Origin of the sequence: Streptomyces sp. SID13726 (genome assembly GCF_010548375.1) — a bacterium.
Lineage (GTDB): Bacteria > Actinomycetota > Actinomycetes > Streptomycetales > Streptomycetaceae > Streptomyces.
This window is the reverse complement of the sequence record NZ_JAAGLY010000006.1, coordinates 117,131-130,416: the sequence shown is the minus strand read 5'-3', so window position 1 is coordinate 130,416 and position 13,286 is coordinate 117,131. Positions and strand designations below refer to the sequence as shown.

At 72.9% G+C, this 13,286-nt stretch carries 12 protein-coding genes; 5 read left to right on the top strand and 7 right to left on the bottom strand.

From position 1 onward, the window contains the following. Positions 1 to 72 precede the first annotated feature (72 nt). Entirely contained in the window at positions 73 to 852 is a 780-nt protein-coding gene (locus G3I78_RS17725) for an aldolase/citrate lyase family protein (protein WP_164425560.1), read from the top strand. Continuing rightward, positions 849 to 1,997 carry an exo-alpha-sialidase gene (locus G3I78_RS17720; protein WP_164425557.1) on the top strand — a complete coding sequence of 383 codons (1,149 nt, stop codon included), beginning with the start codon at positions 849 to 851 and terminating at the stop codon, positions 1,995 to 1,997. Before G3I78_RS17725 ends, G3I78_RS17720 begins: the two co-directional genes overlap by 4 nt. Positions 1,998 to 2,078: 81 nt before the next feature. Here G3I78_RS17720 and G3I78_RS17715 read toward each other — a convergent pair whose 3' ends face one another. Both G3I78_RS17715 and G3I78_RS17710 read right to left on the bottom strand, forming a co-directional pair. Next, positions 2,079 to 5,465, bottom strand: coding sequence for a S8 family peptidase (locus G3I78_RS17715; RefSeq protein WP_239157889.1), 3,387 nt, complete (start codon positions 5,463 to 5,465; stop codon positions 2,079 to 2,081). A 31-nt stretch (positions 5,466 to 5,496) separates the two neighbouring features. After that, a complete protein-coding gene (locus G3I78_RS17710) occupies positions 5,497 to 6,327 on the bottom strand; it encodes a DUF3152 domain-containing protein (protein ID WP_343243788.1) in 831 nt (276 codons plus the stop codon). 158 nt (positions 6,328 to 6,485) lie between these two features. On the opposite strand from G3I78_RS17710, the gene G3I78_RS17705 reads away from it, so the two are divergent. The 3 genes from G3I78_RS17705 to G3I78_RS17695 are packed head-to-tail and all read left to right on the top strand — an operon-like array spanning position 6,486 to position 9,180. Next, complete coding sequence (locus tag G3I78_RS17705) at positions 6,486 to 7,181, top strand: response regulator transcription factor (protein WP_164425555.1); 696 nt, start codon at positions 6,486 to 6,488, stop codon at positions 7,179 to 7,181. Continuing rightward, entirely contained in the window at positions 7,178 to 8,638 is a 1,461-nt protein-coding gene (locus tag G3I78_RS17700; RefSeq protein WP_343243787.1) for a HAMP domain-containing sensor histidine kinase, read from the top strand. The genes G3I78_RS17705 and G3I78_RS17700 overlap by 4 nt, the downstream gene beginning before the upstream one ends. Continuing rightward, positions 8,635 to 9,180, top strand: coding sequence for a hypothetical protein (locus tag G3I78_RS17695; protein ID WP_164425553.1), 546 nt, complete (start codon positions 8,635 to 8,637; stop codon positions 9,178 to 9,180). The genes G3I78_RS17700 and G3I78_RS17695 overlap by 4 nt, the downstream gene beginning before the upstream one ends. Here G3I78_RS17695 and G3I78_RS17690 read toward each other — a convergent pair. The 5 genes from G3I78_RS17690 to G3I78_RS17670 form a co-directional block, all read right to left on the bottom strand. Continuing rightward, complete coding sequence (locus tag G3I78_RS17690) at positions 9,146 to 9,553, bottom strand: metalloregulator ArsR/SmtB family transcription factor (protein ID WP_164425551.1); 408 nt, start codon at positions 9,551 to 9,553, stop codon at positions 9,146 to 9,148. The genes G3I78_RS17695 and G3I78_RS17690 overlap by 35 nt on opposite strands. A gap of 153 nt (positions 9,554 to 9,706) precedes the next feature. Next, positions 9,707 to 10,081 carry a hypothetical protein gene (locus G3I78_RS17685; RefSeq protein ID WP_343243786.1) on the bottom strand — a complete coding sequence of 125 codons (375 nt, stop codon included), beginning with the start codon at positions 10,079 to 10,081 and terminating at the stop codon, positions 9,707 to 9,709. Between the two features lie 219 nt (positions 10,082 to 10,300). Next, on the bottom strand, positions 10,301 to 12,058 hold the full coding sequence (locus G3I78_RS17680; RefSeq protein ID WP_164425549.1) for a SpoIIE family protein phosphatase: 1,758 nt from the start codon (positions 12,056 to 12,058) through the stop codon (positions 10,301 to 10,303). Between the two features lie 119 nt (positions 12,059 to 12,177). Then, positions 12,178 to 12,465, bottom strand: coding sequence for a hypothetical protein (locus G3I78_RS17675; protein ID WP_164425547.1), 288 nt, complete (start codon positions 12,463 to 12,465; stop codon positions 12,178 to 12,180). Next, positions 12,462 to 13,283: a phytanoyl-CoA dioxygenase family protein gene (locus tag G3I78_RS17670; protein WP_203615122.1), complete on the bottom strand. Its 822-nt coding sequence runs from the start codon at positions 13,281 to 13,283 to the stop codon at positions 12,462 to 12,464. Before G3I78_RS17670 ends, G3I78_RS17675 begins: the two co-directional genes overlap by 4 nt. Positions 13,284 to 13,286: the final 3 nt, after the last annotated feature.

The window sequence follows — 13,286 nt, the reverse complement described above, 5'->3', positions numbered from 1 at the left end:
CCCCATCGCTGACTACACGCCCCGCCTCCGACCGGACACCCCGACCACGCACCCCGCAAGGAGCCCCCGCCCATGACCCCCGCCGCCTTCGCCGCCGCCCTGCGCGCCCGCGAGCAGCTCATCGGCTACTGGTCCGTCCTCGACTCCCCGGTCTCCACGGAGCGCGTCGCCCGCCTCGGCTACGACTACGTCGCCCTCGACGCCCAGCACGGACTGCTGGAGTACGCGGGCGTCCTGCGCTCCCTCACCGCCATCGACACCAAGGGCTCCACGGCCGTCGGCCTGGTCCGCGTCGAGGCCAACGACCCCTCGCCGATCGGCAAGGCCCTGGACGCCGGCGCCACCGGAGTCATCGTGCCGCTCGTCGACACCGCGCGGGACGCGGCCGACGCGGTGGCCGCCGTACGCTATCCGCCGCTCGGCCGCCGCTCCTACGGCCCCATGCGCTCAGGGCTGCGGATCGGGCCGGACCCCGCCGACGCACACGAGCAGACCGTCGTCCTCGCCATGATCGAGACCGCGGAGGGCCTGGCCAATGTCGAGGAGATCTGCGCCACCGACGGCCTCGACGGCGTCTACGTCGGCCCCTCCGACCTGCGCCTCGCGCTCGGCGGGGCCACCTCCACGGACCCCGCGCTCGCGGCCGAGTTCGAGGCCGCACTGGTGACCGTGCGGACGGCGGCGGACGCCGCGGGGATCGCCGCCGGGATCCACAACGCCGACGGCGCGGGCGCGGCCAAGCGGCTCGCCGAGGGGTTCACCTTCGCGACCGTCGCCTGCGACCTCGTCCATCTGGAACAGGCCGCCGGAGCCCATCTCGCCGCCGCTCGCCAGGCGGGAGCAGGCCGTTGACCGCCGCCCACGGCATCCTGCGCCCGCACGCCGACCAACTCGGGCGCGCCGAGACCGAGTTGGCCGCGCCCGCCGTCCAGAACCATGCCGCGAACCTCACCGTGCTGCCCGGCGGCGACCTCGGCTGCGTCTGGTTCGGCGGCACCCAGGAGGGCGTCGCCGACATCTCGGTGTGGTTCGCCCGGCTGGCCCCCGGCTCCGACACCTGGTCGCTGCCGGTCCGCCTCTCCGACGACGCGACCCGCTCCGAACAGAACCCCCTCCTGTTCCCGGCCCCCTCCGGCGAACTCTGGCTCCTGCACACCGCCCAGCATGCCGGCCGCCAGGACACCGCCGAGGTGCGGATCCGCGTCAGCGACGACGAGGGCGAGACCTGGGGACCGTCCCGCGCGCTCTTCGAGGGCGGCGTCTTCGTACGCCAGCCGGTGGTCGAGCTGCCGGGGCGGCTGATCCTGCCCGTCTTCCGGTGCGTGGCCGCGCCGGGGGAGCGGTGGTCCGGCGGCCGTGACACCAGCTCCGTGATGATCAGCTACGACGGCGGGCGCGGCTGGCGGGAGCACGCGGTGCCCGGCTCCACCGGCCTCGTCCACATGAACGTCCGCCCGCTGCCCGACGGTTCGCTCCTCGCCCTCTTCCGCAGCCGCCGCGCCGACGCGGTGCACCGCAGCCTGTCGTACGACGGCGGGGAGACCTGGACCGAGCCGGAGCCGTCGGAGCTGCCGAACAACAACTCCTCCGTCCAGTACACCGTGTTGGCGGACGGCCGCCTCGCGCTGACGTACAACCACAGCAGCCGGGCGGACGCCGTCGCGCGCCGCGAGTCGCTGTACGACGAGATCGAGGACACGGCCGCCGAAGCGGAGACCCTGGCCGACGACGCCTTCTGGGGCGCCCCGCGTGCCCCGCTCTCCCTCGCGCTCTCGTCCGACGGCGGCCGCAGCTGGCCCGTCCGCCACGACCTGGAGACCGGTGACGGGCACTGCCTCACCAACAACTCCCGGGACGGCCTCAACCGCGAACTGTCCTACCCCTCCGTCGCCCAGACCCCGGACGGCAGCGTGCACGTCGCCTACACGCACCACCGGCGCACCATCAAGCACGTCCGGCTCGACACGGACTGGATGAAGCGGGAGTTCCCGGCGTGAACCCCGCGAAGGCGCCGCTGCCCGGGACGGCGGTGAGACCGGCCCGGGCAGCGGCGCCTTCCATGGAGCGCCTTCCACAGGTCAGGAGGTGGTCAGGTAGGCCCTTTCGACGGTCTGGGTCAGGGTGTTGCCGTCGCGGTCGGTCAGTTCGGCGCGCAGCGAGACCGAGCCCGCCCGCGCCGGGTGCTTCAGGGAGAGGTGGGTGCCGCCGACGGACTTGGCGGGCTGCCAGGTCTTCCCCTCGTCGTACGACACATGGAAGGCGAGCTTGGCCGGACGCTGCCCGGCCGCCGCGCCCTCGACGGTGAAGGGGACCTCGAAGCGCTTGCCCGCCTTCGCCGTGCTGGCCAGGGTCAGGCCGGGGCTGAAGCGGACCGTCGACAGCGGCACGGTGGCGAAGGCGCCCTCGGGGGTCTTGGCCGAGCGGAAGGTCCACTCCGCGTGGACGCGGGTGCTGACCGGGTACACGGCCGGGTCACGGGTGTTGTCCAGCGTCAGCCGGTACGCGGTGTCCTCGGCGGGCAGCGTGTACTCCGTGAGGTCCAGGCTCGGCTCGATGCCGTAGTCGTCGGCGATCACCTTGCCGTTCGCCTCCAGCCTGGACGACACCGTGGCCGGGTTGCTGAGACCCCAGTGCCCCGAGCCGTCGCCGGTCAGCGGCAGGAAGACCCTGAGGGTGTTCCCGTCGCGGCCGACACCGGGGTAGCCGTTGGTCGGGCCGAGGTCGTCGGGGCCGTTGAGGACCGGTCCGAAGACGCCCACGCCGAACTGTTCGTCGTAGGTCCGACCGGCCCGCCAGGTCCTCGGCATGCGCATCAGGAAGTTCTCGAAGACCGCGTCCTGGCCCTCGCCCCAGCGCTGCCAGGTGCGCGCCGACCACTTCACGCCGTTGTCGAGGATGTACTCGGTACTCCGGTAGGGCAGGTCACCGCGCATGTCGGTGTAGCTCGCCACCAGTCGGCCGTCGGGCAGATGCGGGGTCACCTGGGCCTGGACGCGCCGGCCCTCGACCGCCTCGCCCACCCGCAGGTTCACCTTGGCCAGCTGCTTCTGTCCGACCTCCGCGGTGAAGCCGTCCAGGCTGCCCTCCCGGTACCAGCCCAGGTGGTAGTTGACCGGCCTGCCGTCCTTGTCCTTGCTGGTCCAGCCGCCGGAGAACAGGGAGTTGAGCCCCGTCACCGAGTCGTCCGGGCCGAGCCGGCCGAAGCGGGAGCCCGCGAAGGTGGGCAGCAGGAACTGCAAGGAGGCGTCCTCCCGCCCCTCGCCCAGCCCGTAGCCGACGGTGACCGCGGCGTCGTTGTTCACGGCGGCCGGGTCCGGCACGGTGATGTCCATCGGCTTCGCCTGCCGGGCGTCGACGTCGACGGTCGTGTCCCTGTCGAGCCGCAGCTTGGGCTGGACCAGTACCGCGTGCCTGGCGGACTCGGTCGAGGGGTGGATCACCCCGGTGAGGAGGTAGTCCGCCTTGGGCAGCCGTACGGTCAGCTCGCCGTCCTGCGCGTCGGCGTACTCGGCGTAGAAGTCGCCGCCGAGGTCCGCGACGGAGGTCACCGCGTCGCCGGTGGCCGCGCCGTCCTCGTCGGTGTGCCGGAGCGTGAGGTCGTACGACTCCACCTCGCGGTCCACACCGACCGCGGACCGCACCCGTGTCCCGCCGTCCGCGGAGACGGCCGACACCGAGCCGCCGAAGCTGCCGTCGGTGCCGCCCGCGCTGGTGTCCGCCGTGACGTCGGCGCTCGCCTCGCCGCCCGCCGGGACGGTGATCCGCTGCGGGGAGACGCTGAACATGCCCTCGGCGGCGGGCTTTCCGTCCACCCCGTAGGCGTCTACGGACAGGTCGAGCGTGACCGGCTCGGTACCGAGGTTCTTGTAGGTGAGCTGCTTGGTCTGCGCCTTGTCGTCGTCGTGCGGCCACTGCTGGACGCCGAAGTCGACCGGACCCTGCTCGGTGACGACGCTCTCGTCGAGCGCCCGGGCCAGGTCGACGCGTCCGGTGCCCTGCTGGAAGGAGCTGTAGGCGCCCGGCTCCGTGGAGCCGGTGAGCACCGCCTTGATGCGCTCGCCGCTCCAGTCGGGGTGCTGCTGGGCCAGGATGGCCGCGGCGCCCGCGACATGCGGGGTGGCCATGGAGGTGCCGTCGATCGTGAGATAGCCGGGAATGTCGGAGGGGTAGTACTGCGACAGCACGCTCCCGGCGGCGGACGCGGCCGTGATGGCGACACCCGGCGCGGTCAGGTCGGGCTTGACCCCGCTGTCGCCGACGCGCGGGCCGCGGCTGGAGAAGTCGGCCAGGACGTCGGACTTGTCGACCGCGCCGACCGTGAGCGCGGACGCGGCGGTGCCGGGCGAGCCGAGGGTCCGCTCGCCGTCACCGCTGTTGCCCGCCGCGATGACGAAGAGGGCGCCGGACTCGGCGGAGAGCCGGTTGACGGTCTCCTCCAGCGGGTCGATGCCGGGGAGGTCGGGGCCGCCGAGACTGAGGTTCACGACGTCCGCGCCCTGGGCCACCGCCCACTCCATGCCGGCGATGATCCCGGAGTCCGTGCCGTCGCCCCAGTCGTCCAGGACCTTGCCGTTGAGGAGCTTCGCTCCCGGCGCGACCCCCTTGTACTTCCCGCCCGACTTCGCCCCGCTGCCCGCCACCGTGGACGCCACGTGCGTGCCGTGCCCGAACTTGTCGGTGGTGGAGCCGGTGCCGCTGAAGTCCTGGGCCGCGGTCACCTTGTCCGCGAGGTCGGGGTGAGAGGTGTCGACGCCGGTGTCCAGGACGGCGACCTTGGTGCCGGTGCCGTCGAAGCCGGCGGCCCAGGCGGTCGGTGCGCCGATCTGCGGGACGCTCTTGTCGAGGGAGGCCCGGCGCCTTCCGTCGAGCCAGAGCTTCTCCACACCCGCGGCGGCGGTGAACTCCGCCTTCCCCGCTGGGGAGTTGCCGGTCACGGCCTTCCAGAACTCGGTGGTGCGCTTCTTGGCCGAGCGCATCGCCCTGCCGTTGACGACGGGCAGCTGCCGGCCCAGCCGGGCCCCGGCCTCGGTGAACGGGCTCGTCGAAGGGGCCTTCTTGCCGCGGAACGTGACGATCAGCGGCAGGTCGGTGCGGCCCGCGTCGTCGTAGCCGTCCTTGACCAGCTGGGTGACGTCGAACAGGCGCGGGTCCAACTTGCCCTTGGCCAGCAGCAGTTGGGCGTCACCGGGGACGACCCGGGTGTGCCCGGCGACCGTGCGGACCGAGAACGGCATCCCGGTACGGCCCGGCGCCCGCTGCACCCCGGAGACCTGGCCGGTGCCGTCCACCAGGACCCGGTCGCCGGTGACCAGGGTGACGGTCTTCACCGCGGAGGCCGTACGGCCGCCCGCCCTGGAGACGTCGTCGACCGCCCCGGCGCCGGCCGGGAGACCGGCGAGGACCAGGGCCGCGGAAGCCACCCCCGCGGCCATGGCCGCGTGTCTGTGGCGTACGCGTAACTCCATCTGAACTCCTGACAGTCGGTGATTCAGTGCGTCACGGGACCGAGGGGCCCGTGAGGAGACGGCCGTCGCTGTCGTACGGCCAGACATTGGGGACGCAGCCGTGCAGGCCCTTGATCTGCTGCATCATCGCGGGGGCGGGCCGGCCCTCGCCCGGGCAGGTCACGTGGTTGTGGCCGATGAAGTGGCCGACCTCGTGATTGATGATCAGGGAGCGGTAGCCGACCACGTCTTCGGTGTAGTACTGCGTCGCGAGGACCCAGCGTCTGAGGTTGACCATCACGTTGTGGTTCACGCTGCAGTTGACCGTGCCGCCGGTGTCCAGCCCGCCCTCGGCGCACTTCTTGTCGACGGTCGCCGGGGTGGCGAGGACGACCCTGAAGTCGGTGGGCCCGCTGGACACACGCTGGAACGCCGAGTGGCCGTCGGCGGTCCAGCCGCGCGGGTCGGCCAGGGTCCGCTCCACCTGGGCGGCGACGTCCTCCGGGGAGATGGCGATGCCCTTCTCCACCTCGACCCGGTAGCGCATCGGCGTGCCGATACCGACCTTCGCGCTCCCGCCGGGCGCGGTGACGAAGGTCCCCGGGCCGCTTCGGGGGAGGGGGGGCGTGCTGGGGCCGGCCGGCGCACCGGACTTCTCCGGCTGCGGCGACCCACCGCTCCGTGGCGGCTTCGGCGACTCACTGCCTCGCGGAGGCTTCGCCGGCTCACCGGCCCGCGGTGGCTTCGGAGTTCCGGTGTCCGTCGGCGAACCGGCCGCCGTGGAGGGCCGTTTCGCGTCGGACGGCAGCCACGCCACCACCGCACCGCCGACGGCACCGAAGACGGCCAACGCGACCAGCCCGCCCGTCAGTTGTCTCCGCACGCTCCGCTCGGAGCGCTTGCGGCGACGAGAGCGGGCGGGGTTTCGTTTGTGCGCTGTCACGGTCGTTCACGATGTGACCGGGATGTGATCGGATCTGGCCCGGAAGGTAACGAACCGATAACCCTCCCTGTGGTCATGTCCCTGTGGATACTGTGCGCATGCCACGAGTACTGCTGATCGAAGACGACCCCGCCGTCCGCGAGGGGGTCGCCCTGGCCCTGCGCCGCCAGAACCACGACGTAGCCGCCACCGCCACCGGTGAGGAGGGGATGGACCGGCTGCGGTCCTTCCGGCCGGACATCGTGGTCCTCGATCTGATGCTGCCCGGCATGACCGGCCTGGAGGTGTGCCGCAGCATCCGGGCCGTCGACGCGGCGCTGCCGATCATCATGGTGACCGCGCGGGGTGACGAAGTGGACATCGTTGTCGGTCTGGAGGCCGGCGCCGACGACTACGTCGTCAAGCCCGTGCTGGCCCGGGTGCTGGACGCCCGCATACGCGCCGTGCTGCGCCGCGCGGCCGGTGGCGCGCCCGGCGCCGAGGGCCTGCCGAAGATCGACACCTACGGCGACCTGGCCGTCGACCGGGCCGGCCTCACCGTCGCCCTGGACGGCGAGCAGATCGCCCTCGCCCCCTCCGAACTGCGGCTGCTGCTCACCCTGTCCGCCTCCCCCGGCCAGGTGTTCAGCCGCCAGCAACTCCTGGAGGCCGTCTGGGAGCACGACTACCACGGCGACGCGCGCCTGGTGGACGCCTGCGTCAAGCGGCTGCGCACCAAGATGTCCGAACCACCCCGCGCACCGCGCTACATCCACACCGTGCGCGGTTTCGGCTACCGCTTCACCGCGCCGTGAGGAAACGCCCGCTGCGGGGCCTGCGCGCCCGTCTGGTGGTGGCCTTCGGGCTGGTCGCCGCCGTCGCGGCCATCACGACCGGCGCCCTGACCTTCCGCGAGGCCCGCACCGGAGTGCTCCAGCAGAGCCAGGACGCCACCATCAGACAGCTGCGTGCCCAGCTCAACCAGCACTCCGCCGAACTCCCGCTGCCGCCCGACGAGTCGGAGCTGCGGAAGTTCGCCGAGGACATGGCGGCCACCGAGTCGCAGGGCAGCTGGCGGGTCCTGGTGACGTACGGGGACCTGAGCGGCTCCTCGGCCCCCGGCGACCCGTTCACCGAGGTCACGCCCGCCGTGCGGGAGGCCGTCGGCACCAGCCGGGCCACCGTCTTCCAACGGGTGCGCGAGGACGGGCGCACCTCCCTCGTCGTCGGCATGTCGATCGTCTTCGGCGGCCCCAACCTCCCCGGCGCGGTCACCGGCGTCCGGGTCTTCCTGGTCGTCCCGCAGACCACGGAACAGGCGTACGTCGACGCCCTGGTCACCGCCGTCGAACGGGCCATGCTGGCCGCGCTGGTCCTCGCCGTCGTGCTCGCCCTCCTCGCCGCGCGCGGGGTCCTGGTGCCGGTGCGCAAACTCCGGCAGGCCACCCGCCGGATCGCCGAGGGGCGCCTGGACACCCGGCTCGCGGTCAACGGCTCCGACGAACTCGCCGATCTGTCCCACACGTTCAACGAGACGGCCGCCGCGCTGGAGACCTCGGTCGCCGAGCTGCGCGAGATGGAGGCCAGGGCCCGGCGCTTCGCCGCCGACGTCTCGCACGAACTGCGCACCCCGCTCGCCGCGATGTCCGCGGTCACCGACGTCCTCGACGAGGACGCCGCCCGGCTGGACGGGGACACCGCCACCGCGGTCCGGCTGATCAGCGAGGAGACCGTCAAACTCGCCCGTCTCGTCGACGACTTGATGGAGATCTCCCGCTTCGACGCGGGCGCGGCGGTGCTGCACCTCGACGAGATCGACCTCGCCGAGTCGATCCGGCGCACCCTCGCCTCCCGCGGCTGGACGGACACCGTGGCCACCGACCTGCCCCCGCCGGACGCCCTGCGCGGTCGCGTCGACCCGCGCCGCCTCGACGTGGTCGTCGCCAACCTGGTCGGCAACGCGCTCAAGCACGGGGCCCTTCCGGTGCGGGTGCGGCTGAGCGGGACACCGGGAGCGGCGGTCATCGAGGTGCGCGACAGCGGCCCCGGCATCCCGGCCGACGTCCTGCCCCATGTCTTCGAGCGGTTCTACAAGTCGGACACCGCCCGGATCCGCTCCGAGGGCAGCGGCCTGGGCCTCGCCATCACCGCCGAGAACGTCCGTATCCACGGCGGTGGCGTGCGCGCGGCCAACCACCCGGCGGGCGGCGCCGTCTTCACCGTGGAACTCCCGCTGCGGCGGGACGACTCGCCCGAGGAGAACCCGTCATGAAGGCCCTGCACCGCGCCCCGCTGCTGGCGCTCCTCGCGGTCACCTCCTGCGGCATCCCCGCGACCGGGGTGGTGGAGGCGGGCGCTCCCGCGAGCGGCAGCCTGCCGCTCACGCAGGTCTACTTCGTCGGCGGGGGCGGGCTCGTCGCGATGCCGCGCAACACCGACCGGCCCGGCGACCCGGAGGCGGCCCTGCGGCTGCTGATGGCGGGCCCGTTGGCCGGGGAGGAGGCCTCGGGCAGACGGATCTCCACCGAGGTGCCGGCGCTGCCCACCGCCATGGCGGTCCCGTCGGCCGCCACCGACGAGGACGGGAACACCCCGCCGGACACGCCGGCGGTGACGGTGAAGGGCGACGCGATGACGATCCGACTGCCCCCGGGGATCGACGCGTTGAGCGACCTCGGGGTACGGCAGATGGTCTGCACCGCCGCTTCCGCGTACCGCCTCACCCACCCCTCCGACACCCCGGTCGGCGCCGAGGTGACGGGCGGCGGCAGCTGGCGGGTCACGGCGTCGGACGAGGGCTGCCCCGTTCGGTGAGCGGGGCGCCCACCACGGGCGCCTCGGCCGTGGGCGCCTCGGCCGTGTCCGCCTGCTGGAGCTGGGTCAGGAGCCGGTTCTGGCCGGCGAGGAGTTCGGTGAGGATACGGCGGGCCGCGCGCAGCAGGTCGGCGACGTCACCGCCGGCGAGGGCGTAACTCACCGTCGAGCCCTCCCGGATGGAGACGACGATGCCGGAGCGCCTGAGGACGGCCAGTTGCTGGGAGAGGCTGGAGGGCTCGATGTCGATGTCGGCCAGCAGGTCGCGGACCGGCACGGGCCCGTGCTGGAGCAGCTCCAGGACGCGGATGCGCACCGGGTGGCCGAGCATGCGGAAGAAGTCCGCCTTGGCCTGGTAGAGGGGGACGTGCATGGGCGCTCGCTCCCTGCCGGACGGGACGGGGTCGTCGATGCCGATCCTGCTGGCCGGGGACGCCGGGCGGCCACGGATTGGACTCATGTGGATGTGGCGACTTGCAGAAGTCTTCACATCATGGGCGCACGGCGTCCCCGGCCGGAAGCGGTGCTAGATCTCCAACTGCTCCTCGACACGCCTGAGTTGGTGACGCGCCATCGCCAGGTTGGAGCGGGCCTTGTCGAGGACCAGGTAGAGGAACAGCCCGTTGCCGTTGCGCCCGGTCACCAGCCGGATGAGGTGGTACTGGCTGCCGAGCGTGATCAGGATGTCCTCGATGCTGCTCTTGAGGCCCAGCTGCTCCATGGTGCGCACCTTGGCCCGGATGACGTCGGTGTTGCCGGCCGCGGCGACCGTCATGTCCAGGTCCTTGCCGCCGCCCAGGGTGCCGAGCGCCATCCCGCTGGTGTAGTCGACGACCGCGGCCGCCATCGCCCCTTCCGTCCCGGCCAGCATCTCCTTCAGCGACACTTCCACACTCGCCACGGTGCCTCCCTTGTGCCTGTCGGTCGCGGCGGGCCCGTGCCGGGTCCGTCCGCCGGATGGCCGGACCGTATGCGCCTTCCGGGGACCGGCGGCGGGGGTCTTCGGGACTGTCCCGCGTTGACCGAACGCCACCCCGTCGGGACCGCCTCCGGGCCGCAACTGCCCTTCGGGGGACGGAAGATGACGCCGGAGCCGGACAGCCGGCGGGCCGCGGGAGGGTCAGCAGGTGCGGGCCGCGAGCACCGTCACGTCGTCCTCGGAGTTGGCGGGGGCCAGCCGGTCCAGGACGGTGTTCAGGACGTCCGGCAGGGCGTGTCCGGAGGTGATGGGCATACCGGTGAGCGCGCTGAGGCCGGTGTCGATGTCCTCGCCGCGCCGCTCCACGAGACCGTCGGTGTAGGCCAGCAGGAGGGTGCCGGGCGGCAGCGGGACGTGCCGGCTGCGGTACCCGGCCGAGCCGGTGCCGAGCGGCGGGCCCACCGGGAGGTCCGCGAGCTCCGGCGCGCTGTCCGGGCGGACCAGCAGGGGCGGGACGTGCCCCGCGGTGGCCAGCACCGCGTACTCGGCGGCCGGGTCCAGGAGCGCCAGGACGCAGGTGGCGACCCGGTCCAGGTCCAGCGCGTGGGAGGTGCGGTCCGCCTCGGTGAGCAGCCGGTCGGGAGGCAGCCCCTGGAGGGCCAGCGCCCGCAGCAGTGAGCGGTACTCGCTCATCGCCGCCGCGGCGCGCACCCCGTGCCCCATGACGTCCCCGACCACGAGCAGGGTGCGCCCCGAGGGCAGGGCCACGGCGTCGAACCAGTCGCCGCCGACCTCGGCACCCCGGCCGGCGGGCAGATAGCGGCTGGCGATCTCCACGCCGGGCCCCGGGGTGTGCGGGGTGGCCAGGAAGGCGCGCTGCATCTCCAGGGTGGTCTCGTGCTCGTGGGTGTAGCGCAGGGCGTGGGCGATGCCGGTGGCGGCCCGCGCGGTCAGCTGATCGAGGAGCTCGACGTCCTCCCGGGTGAACTCGGGGGAGTCCGCTCTGCGGCCGACGATCACGGCCCCGACGGGCTCGCCGGAGGCCATGAGCGGCAGATACGCCACGGAGTGCAGGTTCATCGCCCGGTAGCGCTCCAGCCGCTGCCGGTTCGGCGCGAGCAGGCGCATGGTGTCGTCGTCGGGCCGGTTCAGCACGACCGGCCGGTGCTCGGTCAGGACCCGGGCCATCGAGGAACTGGCCTGGTGGAAGATCACCTCGCCGTCCCTGGTCAGCGGGGTGAGCGGGGCGGGGATCCCGGGCGCCGCGGCCACCGCCATGCGGCGCAGCCGTACCGGGACGGGGGTGGCGGGTGCCCTGGGCGTGCCCTCGGGGTCGAGTACGTCCACGGCGGCGTAGTCGGCGAACCGCGGCACCAGCAGATCGGTCAGCGCCCGGCAGGCCTCGGCAGCGTCCAGCGTGCCGCCGACCCGGGCGGCGGTCTCCTCCAGCAGCTCCAGGCGCTCCTGGGCGCGCCGCATCGACTCGCGCTGCTGGATGGCCTCGGTGACCTCCATGATCACGGCGGCGACCCCGAGGATCTCGCCGTCCTCGCCCTCCAGCCGGTGGAAGGCGCCGAGCCACCAGCGCGGTACGTCCACCGGGTCGACCGGGGTGCGCCCGTCGAAGACGACGGTCTGCGCCCGGCCGGTGCGGATCACCTCGTGGGCGACCTCGGCCGAGGGCCCGGAACCGGGGATCACCTCCGGCATCGGCCGGCCCAGATGCTCCCCGACGGACAGGCCGTTGAGCTCCGCGAGGGTGTCGTTGAGGTACAGATAGCGCAGCTCGGGGTCGAGGACGGCGACGGCCGCCGGAGTCCCGTCCAGGAACCGGCGGGCCGTCCACAGCTCGTCCAGGACCTGCCCCGTCCCCGCCGCCCGGGCCGCCTCCGACAGCTCCCGCAGCATCTCCGAGGAGAGGAAGGGGGCCGGGCGCGCGGACAGGCGGGGACGGGGCATCAGGTGAATATCCTCGAAGATATGGAGTCCGATTCGTCACACTTATGGCGTATTGGACCACATCCCGGCGGCCGAGACTATGAGCTGCGTCTCATGCCCGCCGGCTGATACCCACCCGCTCATACCCCGCCGACCAGCTTCTCGAAGAAGAACTCGTGCTTGAGGAACGACGTCTCCTGCTCGGCACCCGGATACGGCGGCAGGAGCTGCGCGGCCTGGAAGAGCCGCCAGCCGTCCTCCAGCGCGGCGACACCCGTCGCGTACGGCGGCTCGTCGCTGTCCCCGGTCGTCGGACGGGTGGTGCCGGTGCCGTCGTAGCGGGCCCAGCCGAGGACCGGGGAGTCCAGGGCGGAGGTGTCCAGGTACAGCACCAGAACCTGCTGACGGACGGTGTTCGACGGGCTCACGCCTGGCTCCTCTGCGCGGTGGGCCGGTTGGCGACGCGGGTGGCCCAGTGATCGATGTCGAAGCCCGGATCGCCGGACAGGGCACGCCACAGCCGGATCCGGTTGAAGATCTCCAGCCGGCCGGTCGCCGACTCGTACCAGGGGAAACCGCGCCCCAGCTCCTCGCGCACGGCGGGAGCGTCCAGATCGGCCGTGTCCCACAGCCGCACCTGCGGCACGGTCGGATTGAAGCGGATCTTGTACATGTGCCGCACGGTGTCGCTGTCGTTGCGCCGCCCGCCGTGCCAGATCCCGTGGTGCAGCAGGACGACCGTCCCCGCCGGGCAGGTCAGCCGGGTCTGCCCGCGCAGGTTCTGGTACCGGCCGGTGTCGGACTCGTTGGTACGGCGCAGATGGCTGCCGGGGACGATGAGCGTGCCGCCCATCTCCGCGGTGACCTCCTGCGGGTAGTACATGAGCTGGACGTCGAACGCGTCCTGCCGCAGATCGATCAGCGCGTCCGCGTGCAGCGGCTGGGCGCTGCCCTCACGCGGCTCACGGGTGTGCACGAAGTGGTGGTCGACGGCCGGGTCCTGCCCCACCAGACTCGCCAGCCCGCCCGCGACCGCGGGCAGCTCGACGAGCCGGCGGGAGAACGAGCCCTCGGGGAACGCCGTCGGCACCGGCACGCCGTACGGCACGGCGGGCAGCCTCGCGGTGAACACCGCGAGCGCCTCCTCGTTCATCTCCGGCGGCACGATCCCGTCCAGGCGCAGGAAACCGTGGGCCACGAACCGCGCCACCTGGGCGGAGCTCAGCAGCTGTGGTGTGGTTGACATACG